Genomic DNA, 16,581 nt, shown 5'->3' with positions numbered 1-16,581 from the left:
ACATGCCCTCGCTGTACCGAGGCCTGCTGGCCGCCTCCGCCGCCCTCCTCCTCGCCGGCTGCGCCCACTCACTGCCCCGCACGCCCGTCGCGAGGACGCCCGTTCCGCCCGCCACGGACGGCGACTGGCGGGACTTCCCGGTCGACCGGACGCCCCGCCCGATCGTGCTGCTCGGCCCGGTGGCCAAGCACGCCGGGTACACCTCCGACGAGGCGAAGGTGGCGGCCGTCAGCGGCAACCTCAGGCTCGACACCCCGCTGCCGGCGTTCCTGCCGGGTCCGCGGCCGGTCGCGCTCCCCGACGGAACCAGGGAGCTGCCCCTGATCGGCGCCCAGGACGCCTTCGCCGAGCTTTGCGCCCACCCCGACGTCAAGACGGTCGAACAGACCACACCGCTGCGCATCACCCGCGTGGAACTGGGCAGCACGACATTCGCCACCGACCGGGGCCAGGTCGAGCTACCGGCCTGGCTGTTCCACCCGGTGGACGCGTTGGGACCGATCGCCTGGCCGGCGGTCGGTCCCGAGGTGTTCTGGCGGGCGGGCGCGGTGCCGCCGACGACGCTCGGCCACGCCGCCCTCGACCCCGACGGCCGTACCGTCACCGTCGAGTTGCCCGCGCCGGGGCCACCCTGCCCGGGCGAACCGATCACGAGATCGGAGCCGGTCACGACGTCGACGCGGGAAACCGTGACGATCGCGCTGCGCACCGTGCCCACCGGCGCCGTGGCGCACGCAGAGAAGGGCGAGTGCATCAGCGACATGATGCTGCGGACGGCCCGCTACCCGGTCACCCTCGACGCCCCGCTGGGCAACCGCGTCCTGCTCGGCGAGCAGGGCGGGGTGTACGCGGTACAGGTCAAGCGCTGAGCGCGGCCGTGACCTCGGCGGCGACCTCGTCCGGGGCGCGGCCGTCGGTGCGGACCACCAGCGTGGCGACCTCCTCGTAGAGCGGCCGGCGCTGGTCGAGCAGGTACTTGAGGGTGGCGCGGGGGTTCATCGCCAGCATCGGCCGGCCCGCGCCCAGGCCGACGCGCTTGAGCGCATCGGCCAGTTCCACCGACAGGTACACCACCCGGTGGTACGCGAGGCGCTTGCGGGTCTCGTCGGACAGGATCGCGCCACCGCCGACGGCCACCACGCCGTCGAAGCCGTCGAGCGCGTCGGCCACGGCCTGGCGCTCCAGGGCCCGGAAGTGCTCCTCACCCTCGTCGATGAAGATCTCGGAGATCGGCTTTCCGGCGGCCGCCTCGATCTCGGCGTCGACGTCGCGGAACGGCGCGCCGAGACGCTCGGCCACCAACCGGCCGACCGTCGTCTTGCCCGCGCCCATCATCCCGACGAGCACACACTTCGGAGCGGTCATCGGATTACCAGGTTGTCGAGGTAGCCGCGCAGGTTGCGCTGGATCTCGGCGACCGAGTCACCGCCGAACTTCTCCAGCGCCGCCTCGGCCAGCACCAGCGCCACCATCGCCTCGGCGACGACGGCCGCGGCCGGCACGGCGCACACGTCGGAGCGCTGGTTGATGGCGGTCGCCGGCTCGCCGGTCGACACGTCCACCGTGGACAGCGCCCGGTTGAGCGAGGAGATGGGCTTCATCGCGGCGCGTACCCGCACCGGCTCGCCGTTGGTGATGCCGCCTTCCAGACCGCCGGCCCGGTCGGTGACCCGCCGCACCCCGTCCGGGCTCGGGACGATCTCGTCGTGCGCCTGCGACCCGCGCGAGCGGGCCTGGGTGAAGGCGTCACCGATCTCGACCCCCTTGATCGCCTGGATCGACATCAGGGCGGTCGCCAGCCGGGCGTCGAGCTTGCGGTCCCACTGGACGTGGCTGCCCAGGCCCGGCGGCACCCCGTACGCGAGAACCTCGACGATCCCGCCGAGCGTGTCCGCGTCCTTCTTCGCGGCGTCGACCTCCTCGACCATGCGGGCGCTCGCCTCCGGGTCGAGGCAGCGCAGCGGGTCGGCGTCGATGCGCTCGGCGTCCTCGGGGTGCGGCAGCAGTCCCGGCTTGACCGCGACGCTGCCCAGCTCGATCACGTGCGAGACGATCTCCACGCCGAGCGCCTGACGCAGGAACGACTTCGCCACGGTGCCCGCCGCCACCCGCGCGGCGGTCTCCCGCGCGCTGGCGCGCTCCAGGATCGGGCGGGCGTCGGTGTGGCCGTACTTCTGCATGCCGGCGAGGTCGGCGTGGCCGGGCCGGGGGCGGGTGAGCGGAGCGTTGCGGGCCAGCCCGGCGAGTTCCCCGGCGTCGACCGGGTCGGGCGACATCACCGTCTCCCACTTGGGCCACTCGCTGTTGCCGACCCGCACGGCCACCGGGCTGCCCTGGGTGAGCCCGTGCCGGATGCCGCCGATGATCTCGACCTCGTCCTGCTCGAAGCTCATCCGGGCGCCCCGGCCGTAGCCCAGGCGGCGGCGGCCCAGCTCATGGGCGATCTCAGCACTCGTCACCGCGACCCCGGCGGGTACCCCCTCCAGGATCGCCACGAGGGCCGGACCATGGGATTCTCCAGCGGTCAACCAGCGCAGCACGGGTGACAGTCTGACACGTCGCGTAACCGTCCCCGCGTCCGCTCCCGGCCCATCCCATGATCACGGAGAGACGGGCAGGGCCGCGCGCATCGCGTCGACCGGGGCGGGTACGCCCGTGAAGGACTCGAACTGGCGGACGGCCTGGGCCAGCAGCAGGTCGTACCCGGACACGACCGGGCAGCCGGCCCGCGCGGCCGCCGTGGCGAGCGGGGTCGGCCACGGGTCGTACAGCGCGTCGAACAGGACCACCCCGCACCGCCACCGGACCGCCTCGGCGAGCCCGTCGGCGACCCCCTTGGGCACGGTCGAGATCACCACGTCGGCGTCGACGCAGTTCGCCGCCGAGGCCCAGTCGGCGCCGGTCAGCTCCACCCCGAGCGCCGCGGCCACGGGCTCGAGCTGAGCGATCGCCTCGGGCCGCCGGGCGTACACGGTGACGCCGGCGCCGAGGGCGGCCGCGGCGGCGAGGGCGGCGCGGGCGGTGCCGCCGGCGCCGAGCACGGCGACCCGGGTGGCGGTGAGGAGCCCGACGACGCCGAGGGCGTCGACGATCCCCGGCGCGTCGGTGTTGTCGGCGCGCCAGCCGTGCTCCACCCGTACCAGGGTGTTGGCGGCGCCGATCGCGGCCGCGACCGGCGATACGGCGTCGGCCACCGCGAGCGCCGCCTCCTTGAGCGGCATGGTCAGCGACAGCCCGGCCCACTCGGGGCCGAGCCCGGCGACGAGACCGACCAGCTCCGACTCGACGCACTCGATCGCCGTATAGCTCCAGTCGGTCAACCCGGCGGCGGCGTACCCGGCGTTGTGGATCAGCGGGGACAGCGAGTGGCCGATGGGCTTGCCGAGCACGGCGGCGCGGCGGTTCGACACGTCAGTACGCACCGTTGCGCTGGGCGGTCGCGATGTTGCGCTCGTGCTCGGCCAGGTTGTCGGTGAACGCCGAGTTGCCCTGCTTGTCGATGAGCACGAAGAACAGCCACGGCCCCGGGGTCGGGTTGACCGCCGCGAGCAGCGCCTCCTTGCCGGGGTTGCTGATCGGCCCCGGCGGCAGGCCGGTCACCCCGTAGGTGCGGTACGGGTTGTTCGGGTCGTTCAGCTCCGGCGTGGTCAGGTTGTGCTTGCGCTCCTGACCGCGCAGCTCGCGCCAGTAGTTGGTGGCCGAGTCGAACTCCAGCGGCATCGCGTTGGGCTTGTGGTTGAGCCGGTTGTAGACCACCCGCGAGACCTTCGGCATGTCGGCCGGGGTGCCGGCCTCCGCCTGTACCAGCGACGCCGTGATCAGCACCTCGTACGGCGCGACCTGCTTGGACTGCGCGAGATCCATGATCTTGTTTTCGTCGGCGACGGCGAGGAAGTTGCCGACCATCTTCTGCAGGATCTGCTTCGGCGTCACGCCCGGGTCGAAGTGGTACGTGTCCGGGAACAGGAAGCCCTCCACGCTCTTGGCGGGCTGCTTGCCGTCGCCGCGGGTGAACCAGGCCTCCGGCACACCGAGCGCGACCGGGTCCGCTGCTGCGGCCTGGAACTCCTCCACCGGGAGGTGGGTGTACTCGGACAGCTTCTTGAAGGTCGCCTGCATGGTCAGACCCTCGGGGATGGTGATCTTGTTGACCAGCTTGCTGTCGTCACCCAGCAGGAGCGCCAGGGCGTCCTTCGCCCGCATCTCCTTGCGGAGCTGATAGGTGCCCGGCTGGATGTTCTTGGCCTGCGGGTTGTCCGCGGCCGCGTCGACGAAAGCCTGGGCGCTCTTGACGACGCCGGCATTGAAGAGGCTCTGGCCGATGTCGGCGGCCGAGTCGCCCGACTTCACCTGCACCTCGACCTTTCCGGTGCCGGGGCCCGAGTAGTCGGCGGCCGAGAAGAACTCCGTGACCTTCGTGTAGCCGTACCAGCCGCCGGCGCCGAGGACGCCGAGCAGCACGATCGACAGCGCCAGCGCGAGCAGGGACCGGCCGCGCCCCTTCGGCTGGCGCGCACCGCCGCCGTTCTGGGCGCGGCGCGCCGCCGACCGCCGATGCCGGCTCCGCCCACGCTCACGATCCTGGTCGTCGAACGCAAGCTCGAGCTCGTCCAACATCAGCTTCGCCTCCGTTGCGCGTCTAGCCAGGACTGAAGAATCTCTACGGCGGCCACCTGGTCGACGACAGCCCGTTGGCGCTTCCCTCGCACGCCTCGATCCGACAGCCTACGCGTCGCTATGACGGTAGACAGCCTCTCATCGGCGAACAACACCGGGACGGGATCGACAACTGCCTTTAGAATCTCCACGTATTGCCTGATGGAGGCGGCTGCTGGACCCTCTTTGCCAGCGAGGTTGATGGGCAGCCCGACCACCACCTCGATGGCCTCGTACTCCCGGACAAGCCGGGCGATCTCGGCCATGTCGGAAGGAATATCGCTACTTTGGGTGACATCTCGGGACACGGTCGCGAGCGGAGTCGCGAGGATCCCGTCCGGGTCGGAGCTGGCCACGCCGACCCGTACCGAGCCGACGTCCACGCCGAGACGCACTCCGCGGATCACCACTCACCCCACTGGCACTCCTGGACACTTGGCGGGGTCATGGCCCCGCCAAGTGTCCAAGATCCAGGATTACGAGTTGGCAATCGCCTTCTCCACCGCGGCCAGCAGCGAGGGCGCGTCACCGGCCGGCGCGCCACCGCCCTGGGCCAGCTCGGCGTTGCCGCCGCCGCGCCCGGACAACGCGCCCTTGACCAGGTCCGCCGCGGACAGGCCCCGGTCCCGCGCGGCCGGGTTGGTCGCCACGATCAGCGACGCCTTGCCGCCGGACCTCGCGGTCACCGCGGCCACGCCCGGCCGGTCGGCCGGCATCCGGCCGCGGATCTCCTGCGCCAGGGTCCGCACCTCGTTGCCGCCGGTACCCTCCGGCGCCTCGACGCCGACGAAAGACACGCCACCGACGTCGCGCGCACCGGCCACGAGCGCGCCGACGTTGGCCAGTACGAGCTGGGCCCGGAGCTTCTCCAGCTCCTTCTCCGCCTCGCGCAGCTGGGCCACGGTCTGCTCGACCCGGTCGGCCACCTGGTCGCCGGGCACCCGGTACAGCTCCGCGAGCCGGCTGACCAGCACGTGCTCGCGCGCCAGGTAGCCGAACGCGTCCATGCCGACCAGCGCCTCGACCCGGCGCACCCCGGAGCCGATCGACGACTCCTGGACGATCTTCACCAGGCCCAGCTGCCCGGAGCGGGCGGCGTGAGTACCACCGCACAGCTCGCGGGCGTAGTCACCGACCTCGACGACCCGAACCTCGTCGCCGTACTTCTCCCCGAAGAGGGCCATCGCACCGAGCTTGCGGGCCTCCTCCAGCGACGTGATGAACGCGTGCACGTCGAGATCGCTCATCAACACCTCGTTGACCTGCTGCTCGATGTCGTGCAGCACGCTCGGCGACACCGCGCCGGGCGTGTTGAAGTCGAAGCGCAACCGGCCCGGGGCGTTGAGCGAACCGGCCTGGGTGGCCGACTCGCCCAGGAAATTCCGCATCGCGGTGTGCACCAGGTGCGTCGCCGTGTGGGCGCGCGAGATGGCCTTGCGGCGCAGGACGTCGATCTCGGCGTACCCGGTCTCGCCCCGGCGGATCTCACCCTCGACCACGCGCCCCCGGTGCACGATCAGGCCGGGGATCGGCTGCTGGACGTCGAACACCTCGACGCTGCCGCCGCCCACGGTGATGATGCCCTGGTCGGGCTGCTGGCCACCGCCCTCCGCGTAGAACGGGGTGGCGTCGAGCACCAGCTCGACCGTGTCGCCCACGCCGGCACCGGACAGCCCGGTACCGGAGCCGGACAGCAGCGCCCGCAGCCGCGACTCCCGGCGGGTCTCCTCGTACCCGGTGAACTCCACCGGGCCGCCCGACTCGAGCACCGCCCGGTACGCCGACAGGTCGACGTGGCCGGTCTTGCGCGCCTGCGCGTCGGCCTTGGCCCGGCTGCGCTGCTCGCCCATCAGGCGCCGGAAGCCCTCCTCGTCGACCGAGAGCCCCTGCTCGCCCGCGATCTCCAGGGTGAGGTCGATCGGGAAGCCGTACGTGTCGTGCAGCTGGAACGCCTGCTCGCCGGTCAGCCTGGTGCCGCCGGCGCGCTTCGTCTCCGCCACCGCCGTGTCGAGGATCGTCGTACCGGCGCGCAACGTCGACAGGAACGCCTCCTCCTCGGCGTACGCGTAGCTGGCGATCCGCTCGAAGTCGCTGACCACCTCGGGGTAGGACGGGGCCATGCAGTCGCGCGCCACCGGCAGCAGTTCCGGCAGCGCCCGGCCCTGCCAACCCAGCAGCCGCATCGCCCGGATCGCCCGGCGCATGATGCGGCGCAGCACATAGCCGCGGCCCTCGTTGGACGGCGTGACGCCGTCGGCGATGAGCATCAGTGAGGTGCGCACGTGGTCGGCGATGACCCGCAGCCGCACGTCGTCCGGGTGCGACTCGCTCGCCAGATGCCCCGACCGCGCCCCGTACTGCTTGCCGGTCAACTCCGCGGCCTTGTTGAGGATCGGCTTGATCTCGTCGATCTCGTAGATGTTGTCGACGCCCTGCAGGATCGAGGCCATCCGCTCCAGGCCCATGCCGGTGTCGATGTTCTTGGCCGGCAGCTCGCCCAGGATCGGGTAGTTCTCCTTGTCGGTGCCCGGTCCCCGCTCGTTCTGCATGAACACGAGGTTCCAGAACTCCATGTACCGGTCCTCGTCGACCTCCGGGCCGCCCTCGCGGCCGTACTCCGGCCCACGGTCGAGGTAGATCTCGGAGCACGGGCCGCACGGGCCGGGGATGCCCATCGACCAGTAGTTGTCGGCCTTGCCCCGGCGCACGATGCGCTCCTTGGGCAACCCGATCTTGTGGTGCCAGATGTCGAACGCCTCGTCGTCGTCGAGGTAGACGGTCGCCCAGATCCGCTCGGGGTCCAGGCCGAAGCCGCCCTCGTCAACGGACTTGGTGACCAGGTCCCAGGCGAGGGTGATCGCGCCTTCCTTGAAGTAGTCGCCGAACGAGAAGTTGCCGTTCATCTGGAAGAACGTGCCGTGCCGGCTGGTCTTGCCGACCTCGTCGATGTCCGGGGTGCGGATGCACTTCTGTACGCTCGTCGCCCGCTTCCACGGCGGCGTGCGCTGCCCCAGGAAGTACGGCACGAACTGCACCATGCCGGCGTTGACGAACAACAGGTTGGGGTCGTCGATAGCGGGCAGCGGAGCGCTGGGCACGACGGCATGGCCGTTCGCCTCGAAGTGGGCCAGGAAACGCCGCTTGATCTCCGCTGTCCTCATCAGTTCTGTTTTCCTTCTTCGTCGTGCTCATCGAGTAGGGCGCCGGCCTGGAACGCGTCGTGGATCTCCGCCTCGCGCTCGGCCATGCTCTCTCGGACGTCCTCTACAAAGCTACGCACCTCGCCGAGGAGACCGACAGCGGATTCCCGGACCGAGCCGGCGATTCCGGTAGGGGTCAGGGCCTGCATCTTCTTGTTGATCGCCCGGACCGCGAGGGCACCGACCGCGAGGCCGACGCCGAGCCACAGCAAGCGTCGCATCTTCTCGTCCCTCCTCAGGCGCCGAACGGGCGGGGCCGGCGCCGGCGGCGCTTGAGCTCGTCGCGCACCTCGGACTCCTCGTCGGAGCGGCGCCGCCTGGCGGCGGCGTTACGGACGCCGTACCCGAAGGCGGCGACCTTCACCAGCGGGTTGGCCGCGGCCGCGGTGACCACGGTCGACAGGTTGGCGACGTTCGCGCTGACGTGCTGGATGTTGTCGGTGATGTTGTCCAGCCGCGCGAGCTGCACGTTGACGCCGTCGAGCGACGTCTGCGCCTGGCCCAGAGCGGTGTTGACGTTCTCGACCGTCTCGTTGACGTTGCGAAGCAGCGGCCCGGTGGCGTCGGCGACGTCACGGAGCGTCCTGGTCGCCGCGTCGACGGTGTGCCGCAATCGCAGGATCGGCACGATCAGCGCGATGACGAGCAACGCGAACGCGCCGGAAACGATCAGCAGCGCTATCTCCCAGCCATGCATCTGCACGACTTCCTCCTTCGGGCACACCTGTACATCCGCCAACTCCGCAAGACCCTACCGTCGGTATCGACCGGTCGCGTCGCGACTGTCCGACTCGCCGTTTCGCATTCGGCGCCGATCCACCCGATTCGCTCCGGTCGCTCGACCACCTCGGCCACGGTCCCACCATCGTGAGACCCAGCCGATTACCGCCCTAACTCTTTTCCGACGGTGGTTTTCCCGGGGTCGACCGCCCTTCCGGTGCCGACCGCCCTTCCGGTGCCGATCCGGCCGCCCCGGCGCGGACGATCCGGCGCAGCCTGGCCAGCCGCTCCGCGACCGGGCGCTCGGCGCCGTGGCTGGTGGGCCGGTAGTAGTCGCGACCCACCACCCCGTCCGGCGGGTACTGCTGGGCCACCACCCCGCGCGCGTCGTCGTGCGGGTACGCGTACCCGACCCCGTGGCCGAGCCCCTTCGAACCCTGGTAGTGCGCGTCGCGCAGGTGGCGCGGCACCGGACCGCCGGTACCGGACCGCACGTCGCCCATCGCCGCGAAGATCGCCGTCGTGACCGCGTTCGACTTCGGCGCGGTGGCCAGGTGGATCACCGCCTGGGCGAGGTTGAGCTGCACCTCGGGCAGGCCCACGTACTCGACGGCGGCTGCTGCGGCGTTCGCCACCACCAGCGCCATCGGGTCGGCCATCCCCACGTCCTCGCTCGCGAAAATCACCATGCGGCGGGCGATGAACCGGGCATCCTCCCCCGCGACCAGCATGCGGGCCAGCCAGTGCAGCGCGGCGTCGACGTCGGAGCCGCGCATGCTCTTGATGAACGCGCTCACCACATCGTAGTGCTCGTCGCCGGCCCGGTCGTAGCGCAGCGCCGCCACGTCGACCGCCTTCTCCGCGGTCGCCAGGTCGATCTCGGCCGCGCCCTGCGCCTGCGCGCCGCCGGCGGCCGCCTCGAGCGCGGTCAGGGCCTTCCGGGTGTCACCGCCCGCCAAGCGGACGAGGTGATCTTCCGCGTCGGCCGCGAGGGTGACCGCGCCGCCCAGGCCGCGCTCGTCGGTGACGGCGCGCCGCAGCAGCAGCCGCACCGCATCGTCGTCGAGGGGTTGCAGCGTGAGCAGCACGCAGCGGGACAGCAGCGGCGAGATCACCGAGAAGTACGGGTTCTCGGTGGTCGCGGCCAGCAGCGTGACGGTACGGTCCTCCACCGCCGCGAGCAGCGAATCCTGCTGGGTTTTGGAGAAGCGGTGCACCTCGTCGATGAAGAGCACGGTCTGCGCGCCGCCGGAGCGACGGGTCCGGCGCGCGGTGTCGATCACGGCGCGCACGTCCTTGACCCCGGCCGACAGCGCGGACATGGCCACGAACCGGCGGTCGGTCGCGCCCGCGACCAGGTGGGCGATCGTGGTCTTGCCACAGCCGGGCGGCCCCCACAGGACCACCGACATCGGCGAGTCGCCCTCGACCAGGCGGCGCAGCGGTGCGCCCGGCGTCAGCAGGTGGTCCTGGCCGACCAGCTCATCGAGGGTACGGGGACGCATGCGGACCGCCAGCGGCGCGTCCTGGAGCGGCGCGGCGAACGTCTCGCCCGCCGTCGCGTCGCCGCCACCGGCGCGGGGCTGCCCCCCGCCGAGTTCGAATAGTCCCGTGTCGTCCACCGCGACGAGGTTACCCGGAGCGTCGCGGCTGCTGATCCACTGCGGTGCCGCCTGCGGCGGTGTCGGCGGTGGCGGCGTCAGCCATGGCGGCGGTCAGGGCGCGCTTCAGCCGCGGCGCCAGCGGGCGCTCCACCAAGCGGTGCACCAGCCAGGCGGCCAGCAGCATCGCGGCGAGCAGCCCGATCAGCAGCGGCCACTTCGGCACCCGGTCGTGCAGCCGTACGATCACCACGTACCCGATCTCCTGGTGCAGCAGGTAGAGCGGGTACGTCAGGGCGCCTGCGATGGTCAACCATCCGCCGCGGATCCAGTTCAACCACCCGAGGGAGATCGCGGCCATGACCGCGAAGATGCCGGTGACCACCAGGACCACGCCCAGCCACAGGTGGGGGCGGTCGCCGGACCGCGCGACGTACTCGGCGGTGGGGTAGACCCGCTTCAGGCCCAGCGCCCAGGACACCCCGACGATGCCCCACAGCAGGATGGTGGGGCGGAAGCGGTGCATCAGGTAGAACGCGATGCCGGCGATGAAGAACGGCGAGAACTCGTCGCCCACGACGAGGTGGAGGACCGCGTGCGGCGAACCGCTGACCACGACCGACGCGACCGTCCACAGCAGGCAGAACAGCACCGCCCTGCGGTAGGTCAGCCCGCGCCAGATCACGATCGCGAACAGCAGGTAGAAGCGCAGCTCCTCCCAGAGCGTCCAGTACACCCCGTCGATCTCCGGCACGCCCATCGGCCGCTGCAACATGGTCAGGTTGACCAGCAGGTCGGTCCCGCTCGGCCGGGGATGCCCGACCATGACCGCGGCGACCACGGCGGTGGTGGCGAGGACCGCGAACCAGTACGCCGGATACAGCCGCACCACCCGCGACACGAAGAACCGGCCCAGGCCCCGGCCCCAGGCGCTCATGCAGATCACGAAGCCGCTGATCACGAAGAACAGCTCGACGCCGAGCCAGCCGTACCCGGTGACCAGTGACGTCCTGCTGAAGACCTCCGTGGACGGCGCTCCCCAGGTGCGCGGCGCGTGGTACGTGTAGTGGTACGTCACGACCGCGAGCGCCGCGACCAGGCGCAGCCCGTCGAGGACCGCCAGCCGGCCACCGGTCCGACCGCCGGGCGAGGACTCCCCGGCGGCCGGCTGCGCGGGCAGACGCGGGGGCGTCCCCAGCGGGGGCGTCGCTGCCTGGGGAGCGTCGAACTGACCGGCGGAGACAACCACGGGCGACATCATGGCATGCCACGATCTCCGGGCACGCGGCCGGCGTCACCATTGCCGCGAAACAACGAAGTCGTGGTCTCCCGAGGCTCGGGAGACCACGACTTCGGCGACGTCAGCGGCTGTGCTCGACCGGAACCGCGATCCCGGAGGTACCCGGGATCGCCGGCGTCTTCGGCTTGGCGTCCACGCCCGCCTCGGCCCGCTGCTGCGGCGTGATCGGCGTCGGGGCACTGGTCAGCGGGTCGTACCCGCCCCGGGTCTTCGGGAACGCGATGACCTCGCGGATCGAGTCGGCGCCGGCCAGCAGCATGGTCACCCGGTCCCAGCCGAACGCGATGCCGGCGTGCGGCGGCGGCCCGTACTTGAACGCCTCCAGCAGGAAGCCGAACTTCTCGTCGGCCTCGTCCGGCGTGATGCCGAGCAGCGCGAACACCCGGCGCTGGACGTCGGCGCGGTGGATACGCACGGAACCGCCGCCGATCTCGTTGCCGTTGCAGACGATGTCGTACGCGTACGCCAGCGCCTGGTCGGGCGCGTCCTCGAACCGGTCGATCCACTCCGCGTTGGGCGAGGTGAACGGGTGGTGCACCGCGGTCCAGCCACCGTCGTCGGTGCGCTCGAACATCGGGGCGTCGACCACCCAGCAGAACGCCCAGGCGTCGGGGTCGATCACGCCGGTACGGCGGGCGATCTCCTGCCGGGCGGCGCCCAGCAGCTCCTGCGCCTCGCGCCGGAACGGCGACGCGGCGAAGAAGACCGCGTCACCGGGCTTGGCCTGGACCGCCTCGGCCAGGCCGGCGAGGTGCTCGGCCGAGAGGTTCTTGGCGACCGGCCCGCGCGCCTCGCCGGTCTGCTCGTCGAGCACGACGTAGGCCAGGCCGCGCGCGCCGCGCGCCTTCGCCCAGTCCTGCCAGCCGTCCAGCTCCTTGCGGGACTGCGACGCGCCGCCGGGCATGACCACGGCGCCGACGTACCCGCCCGCGTCGATGGCGCCGGCGAACACCCGGAACTCGGTGCCGCGCAGGTAGTCGGTCAGCTCGGTCAGCTCGAGGCCGTACCGCAGGTCGGGCTTGTCGGAGCCGTACCTGTCCATCGCCTCGTGCCAGGTGATCCGCGGGATCGGCGTGGTGATCTCGTGGTCTGCCAGCTCGCGCCAGAGGTTGGAGACGATCTCCTCGCCGAGCGCGATCACGTCGTCCTGGGTCACGAACGACATCTCGATGTCGAGCTGGGTGAACTCCGGCTGCCGGTCGGCGCGGAAGTCCTCGTCGCGGTAGCAGCGGGCGATCTGGTAGTACCGCTCCATGCCGCCGACCATCAGCAGCTGCTTGAACAGCTGCGGCGACTGCGGCAGCGCGTACCAGGAACCGGGCTGCAGGCGCACCGGCACCAGGAAGTCGCGGGCACCCTCCGGGGTGGAGCGGGTCAGCGTCGGCGTCTCGATCTCGAAGAAGTCGCGGTCGTGCAGCACCCGGCGCGCGATCTGGTTGGCCTTCGAGCGCAGGCGCAGCGCCCGTGCCGGGCCGCTGCGGCGCAGGTCCAGGTACCGGTGCTTGAGCCTGATGTCGTCGCTGGCCTCGACGTTGTCGTCGACGGGCAGCGGCAGCGGGGCCGCCTCGGACAGGATCTCCAGGTTGGTCGCGGTGACCTCGATCTCGCCGGTGGGCAGCTCGGGGTTCTCGTTGCCGGCCGGCCGGCGCGACACCTCGCCGGTCACCAGGACGCAGAACTCGTTGCGCAGGGCGTGAGCTTCGCTCAGGCCGCCAATCTCTTCCCGACTGAGCCCGCGGCCTTCGGCCGCGTCCGCTCCTCGACCGTGCTCCTGGTCCTCGGTCGCTTCCGCTCCTCGGAACACGACCTGGGTGGTGCCGGAGGCGTCCCGCAGATCCACGAAGATCACCCCGCCGTGATCGCGCCGGCGGGCGACCCACCCGGCGAGCGTCACGGTCGTGCCGGCGTCGGCGGCGCGCAGCGTGCCGGCTTCATGGGTACGGATCACGGGTACTTCTCCTTCATGGCCTGGCCCGGGGTGCGGGCCCAGTTTGGCTCAAACGGCACAGGGTTCCAACGGCATTCTCTCAACCGGCGGACCGGGAGGATGCCACAACCCCATCAGGGCGACGTCCCACCGTAGCGGGGCGAATCGAGACGAAGCATGGCCCACACCACCTTGCCGTCCCGGGTGGGCAGGAACCCCCATTTCGTCGCGAACGCGTCGACGAGGATCAGCCCGCGACCACCCAGGACCTCGGTCGGGTCGGCCGACATGAGCCGGGGTGGCGCGCTACTGCCGTCGACCACCGAGATGTGCAGGTACGGCTCGCGCAGCGCGACAAGCAATTCTATCTCGGTCTTCGCGTGCAGGATCGCATTGCTGATCAGCTCGGTGACCAGCAGTTCGGCCCGGTCCGTGACGTGCGTCAGCTGCCACGCCTCGCAGGCCGCGGCGACCGTCGCGCGGGCGGCCGGCCCCGCGACCGAGGGCGAGGCGGGCAGCCGCCGGAGGAACCGGCGGGGCGCCGGCACCCCCTCCAGCGCGGCGAGCGCGCGTGCCCGGTCCGGGTGTACGGGGACCGACCGGTTGATCGACATCTGCTCCAGCCCGGCAGCGACCTCACCGGTCGGCCCGCTGAGCACCACCGGGCAGCCCGGCCACTCCACCGCCGACCGCGCCAGTGCGCTGAAGACGGTGAGAACGACGTCGTCGGCCGCGGTGACCATCGACAGCTCCACCACCACCGCGGCCGGCTGCGCCGCCAGTGCGGTCGCCACCGCGAGCCGTACCTCGGGCGCGGTCTCCACGTCCAGTTCGCCGATGAGCCAGATCACCGCCACCGGCGGATCGGTCTCGATGTCCCAGGTCAGGGTCACCGGGTGTCCAGTCCCGCCGACGCCCCGGTCTCCCTCGACGTCTCCCCCGGCGGCGGACCGATCTCACCGTTCAGCACGCTCGCGGTCCCGCCGCCGGCGGATGCGCCGACGGCGGCGGGATCGACGTGGGACATCGCGCTCCTACCCGGCTCGGATCGGGTGGTAGCCCGGGAGCCGGACGCGGGGGCGACGGCCGGCTCATCGGGCTCGACTGCTGGATGTACCCAGGAAACACCGCGCCCTACCGGCAATCAAGCACCGCTCACCACCGGGCGCAGGTCCTCGGCGGGCGGCTGCCACGTCGCCGCGTCCGCCTCGACCTGCTCACCGGAGCGGATGTCCTTGACCGTGTCGGGCTCGCCGGGGAACCAGACGTACGGGATGCCCCGCCGCTCGGCGTACTTGATCTGCTTGCCGTACTTGGCGGCGGTCGGCGCCACCTCGGTCGGGACGCCTCGCGACCGCAGCGCGCGGGCGGTGCGGTCGCAGGCCGGCCGGTCGTCCTCGGTGGGCACGGCGACCAGCACACACGTCGGTACCGACCGGCTGATCGTCAGCGCGTCGTGCCCGAAGAGCAGGCCGAGCATCCGGGAGACGCCGATCGAGATGCCGACGCCGGGGAAGCGCTCGGTACCGGTCGACGCGAGGTTGTCGTACCGGCCGCCGGAGCAGATCGAGCCGAACCGCTCGTACCCGCGCAGCTGGGTCTCGTAGACCGTGCCGGTGTAGTAGTCGAGGCCGCGAGCGATCTTCAAATCCGCGATCACCAGGCCCGGCGCGACCTCGTTGGCCGTCTCGACGACCCGGACGAGCTCGGCCAGGCCCTCGTCCAGCAGCGGATCCTCCACGCCGAGGGCGCGTACCGCGTCGGCGAAGGAGGCGTCGGTCGCCGAGATCTCGGCCAGCGCCAGCGCGGCCTTGGCCTGTGCCTGGGTCGCACCGGCGGTCTCGACCAGCAGCTCCGCGACCCGGTCGGGCCCGATCTTGTCGAGCTTGTCCACCGCCCGCAGGGCCGCCTCCGGGTCGCCGATTCCGACGCCGCGGTAGAAGCCCTCGCAGACCTTGCGGTTGTTGACCTGGATGCGGATCGGCGGGATCGGCAGGCCACCCAGCGCGTCCGCGACCACCAGGGGCATCTCGGCCTCGTAGTGGAACGGCAGGGTGTCCCGGTCGACGACGTCGATGTCGGCCTGGAGGAACTCCCGGTAGCGGCCCTCCTGGGGCCGCTCGCCGCGCCAGACCTTCTGGATCTGGTACCGCCGGAACGGGAACTGGAGCTTGCCGGCGTTCTCAAGGACGAACCGGGCAAACGGGACGGTGAGGTCGAAGTGCAGCCCGAGCGAGTCGTCGTCGGTCGCGCCCTCCTCGGCCTGCAGCCGGCGCAGCACATACACCTCTTTGGAGGTCTCGCCCTTGCGCAGGAGCTGGTCGAGGGGCTCGACCGCGCGGGTCTCCAGCGGCGCGAACCCGTAGAGCTCGAAGGTGTTCCGGATGCGGTCGACGACGTACTGCTCGATCGTGCGCTGCGGCGGCATCCACTCGGGGAAGCCACTGATCGGCTTGGGACGGGTCATGAAAGTCTCTACCAGCCTCTGGTGGGAAAGGCCGCGCCCGCTTCCCGCAGGTACGGGTTGGTCGCGCGCTCGCGGCCGATGGTCGTCTCGGGCCCGTGGCCGGGCAGGACGACGGTCTCGTCGGCGAGTGGCAGCACCTTGTCGCGAAGGCTCGCCATCATCGCCGCGGAGTCGCCGCCCGGCAGGTCGGTGCGCCCGATGGAGCCGGCGAACAGCACGTCACCGCTGAAGCACAGCGGCACGTCGTCACCCGGCATCCGGAACAGCACCGACCCGCCGGTATGGCCGGGCGCGTGGTCGACCGTGATCGAAAGGCCCGCGATGCTGATCGTGCCACCGTCGGGCAGCTCCGCGACGTCGTCGGGCTCGGTCCACGGCAGCCGGCCGCCGAAGAGCGCGGTCATGTCCATCGACAGGCCCTTGGTCGGGTCGGCGAGCAGCTCGCGGTCGGACGGGTGGATGTAGGCCGTGATCCCCCGCGTACCGCAGACCGGCGTCACCGAGAACGTGTGGTCGAGGTGCCCGTGGGTCAGCAGCACCGCGGCCGGGTGCAGGCGGTGCTCGGCGAGCACGGCGTCGAGCTGGTCGATGACCCCGATGCCCGGGTCGACCACCACACACTGCTCCCCCACGCCCGGCGCGACGACGTAGCAGTTCGTCCCGAACGCCTGGGCGGGAAATCCGGCAACCAGCAAGCTCTCGACCCTCCG

General features: G+C 71.5%; 16 protein-coding genes. 1 reads left to right on the top strand and 15 read right to left on the bottom strand.

Annotated features, from left to right (window positions below; translation table 11 throughout):
* Positions 1-2 precede the first annotated feature (2 nt).
* The gene (locus tag Pme01_RS19580) at positions 3-869 is read left to right on the top strand and encodes a hypothetical protein (protein ID WP_168116656.1); all 867 of its coding nucleotides are present in this window, start codon (positions 3-5) and stop codon (positions 867-869) included.
* On the opposite strand, the gene Pme01_RS19575 is transcribed toward Pme01_RS19580, so the two are convergent.
* From Pme01_RS19575 to Pme01_RS19505, 15 genes are all read right to left on the bottom strand, one after another.
* A complete protein-coding gene (locus Pme01_RS19575) occupies positions 859-1,365 on the bottom strand; it encodes a shikimate kinase (protein WP_168116655.1) in 507 nt (168 codons plus the stop codon). The two genes, Pme01_RS19580 and Pme01_RS19575, sit on opposite strands and share 11 nt — an antisense overlap.
* On the bottom strand, positions 1,362-2,540 hold the full coding sequence (gene aroC / locus Pme01_RS19570) for a chorismate synthase (RefSeq protein WP_168116654.1): 1,179 nt from the start codon (positions 2,538-2,540) through the stop codon (positions 1,362-1,364). The genes Pme01_RS19575 and aroC overlap by 4 nt, the downstream gene beginning before the upstream one ends.
* Positions 2,541-2,600: 60 nt before the next feature.
* Positions 2,601-3,410 (bottom strand): shikimate dehydrogenase, encoded by an 810-nt coding sequence (locus Pme01_RS19565; protein ID WP_168116653.1) that lies wholly within the window; start codon positions 3,408-3,410, stop codon positions 2,601-2,603.
* Position 3,411: 1 nt separating this feature from the next.
* The gene (mltG, locus tag Pme01_RS19560; RefSeq protein WP_168116652.1) at positions 3,412-4,617 is read right to left on the bottom strand and encodes an endolytic transglycosylase MltG; all 1,206 of its coding nucleotides are present in this window, start codon (positions 4,615-4,617) and stop codon (positions 3,412-3,414) included.
* Positions 4,617-5,060: a Holliday junction resolvase RuvX gene (gene ruvX / locus Pme01_RS19555; protein WP_168116720.1), complete on the bottom strand. Its 444-nt coding sequence runs from the start codon at positions 5,058-5,060 to the stop codon at positions 4,617-4,619. The genes mltG and ruvX overlap by 1 nt, the downstream gene beginning before the upstream one ends.
* Positions 5,061-5,132: 72 nt before the next feature.
* Positions 5,133-7,817, bottom strand: a complete 2,685-nt coding sequence (alaS, locus tag Pme01_RS19550) for an alanine--tRNA ligase (protein WP_168116651.1) — start codon at positions 7,815-7,817, stop codon at positions 5,133-5,135.
* A complete protein-coding gene (locus Pme01_RS19545; RefSeq protein ID WP_168116650.1) occupies positions 7,817-8,077 on the bottom strand; it encodes a hypothetical protein in 261 nt (86 codons plus the stop codon). The genes alaS and Pme01_RS19545 overlap by 1 nt, the downstream gene beginning before the upstream one ends.
* 14 nt (positions 8,078-8,091) lie before the next feature.
* Complete coding sequence (locus Pme01_RS19540; protein ID WP_168116719.1) at positions 8,092-8,553, bottom strand: DUF948 domain-containing protein; 462 nt, start codon at positions 8,551-8,553, stop codon at positions 8,092-8,094.
* A gap of 193 nt (positions 8,554-8,746) precedes the next feature.
* Positions 8,747-10,198, bottom strand: a complete 1,452-nt coding sequence (locus Pme01_RS19535; RefSeq protein WP_239088335.1) for a replication-associated recombination protein A — start codon at positions 10,196-10,198, stop codon at positions 8,747-8,749.
* A gap of 10 nt (positions 10,199-10,208) precedes the next feature.
* Positions 10,209-11,426, bottom strand: coding sequence for an acyltransferase family protein (locus tag Pme01_RS19530; RefSeq protein ID WP_168116649.1), 1,218 nt, complete (start codon positions 11,424-11,426; stop codon positions 10,209-10,211).
* A gap of 112 nt (positions 11,427-11,538) precedes the next feature.
* Complete coding sequence (gene aspS, locus Pme01_RS19525) at positions 11,539-13,425, bottom strand: aspartate--tRNA ligase (protein ID WP_168116648.1); 1,887 nt, start codon at positions 13,423-13,425, stop codon at positions 11,539-11,541.
* 113 nt (positions 13,426-13,538) lie between these two features.
* On the bottom strand, positions 13,539-14,297 hold the full coding sequence (locus Pme01_RS19520) for an STAS domain-containing protein (RefSeq protein WP_168116647.1): 759 nt from the start codon (positions 14,295-14,297) through the stop codon (positions 13,539-13,541).
* Positions 14,294-14,431 (bottom strand): hypothetical protein, encoded by a 138-nt coding sequence (locus Pme01_RS19515; RefSeq protein ID WP_168116646.1) that lies wholly within the window; start codon positions 14,429-14,431, stop codon positions 14,294-14,296. Before Pme01_RS19515 ends, Pme01_RS19520 begins: the two co-directional genes overlap by 4 nt.
* A gap of 117 nt (positions 14,432-14,548) precedes the next feature.
* On the bottom strand, positions 14,549-15,871 hold the full coding sequence (gene hisS, locus Pme01_RS19510) for a histidine--tRNA ligase (RefSeq protein ID WP_168116645.1): 1,323 nt from the start codon (positions 15,869-15,871) through the stop codon (positions 14,549-14,551).
* 8 nt (positions 15,872-15,879) lie between these two features.
* Positions 15,880-16,566, bottom strand: a complete 687-nt coding sequence (locus tag Pme01_RS19505; protein ID WP_168116644.1) for an MBL fold metallo-hydrolase — start codon at positions 16,564-16,566, stop codon at positions 15,880-15,882.
* Between the last annotated feature and the right edge of the window lie 15 nt (positions 16,567-16,581).

It is taken from the genome of Planosporangium mesophilum (assembly GCF_016863255.1).
GTDB lineage: Bacteria > Actinomycetota > Actinomycetes > Mycobacteriales > Micromonosporaceae > Planosporangium > Planosporangium mesophilum.
Note: the sequence above shows the minus strand (reverse complement) of the source record. Positions and strands in the feature narration are given on the sequence as shown.

What these genes read in the sequence shown, in the direction of transcription:
- Pme01_RS19580 (WP_168116656.1), top strand. Translation starts at nt 3, where the DNA reads ATGCCCTCGCTGTACCGAGGCCTGCTGGCCGCCTCCGCCGCCCTCCTC.
- Pme01_RS19575 (WP_168116655.1), bottom strand. Translation starts at nt 1,365, where the DNA reads ATGACCGCTCCGAAGTGTGTGCTCGTCGGGATGATGGGCGCGGGCAAG.
- mltG (WP_168116652.1), bottom strand. Translation starts at nt 4,617, where the DNA reads ATGTTGGACGAGCTCGAGCTTGCGTTCGACGACCAGGATCGTGAGCGT.
- alaS (WP_168116651.1), bottom strand. Translation starts at nt 7,817, where the DNA reads ATGAGGACAGCGGAGATCAAGCGGCGTTTCCTGGCCCACTTCGAGGCG.
- Pme01_RS19545 (WP_168116650.1), bottom strand. Translation starts at nt 8,077, where the DNA reads ATGCGACGCTTGCTGTGGCTCGGCGTCGGCCTCGCGGTCGGTGCCCTC.
- Pme01_RS19540 (WP_168116719.1), bottom strand. Translation starts at nt 8,553, where the DNA reads ATGCATGGCTGGGAGATAGCGCTGCTGATCGTTTCCGGCGCGTTCGCG.
- Pme01_RS19515 (WP_168116646.1), bottom strand. Translation starts at nt 14,431, where the DNA reads ATGTCCCACGTCGATCCCGCCGCCGTCGGCGCATCCGCCGGCGGCGGG.
- hisS (WP_168116645.1), bottom strand. Translation starts at nt 15,871, where the DNA reads ATGACCCGTCCCAAGCCGATCAGTGGCTTCCCCGAGTGGATGCCGCCG.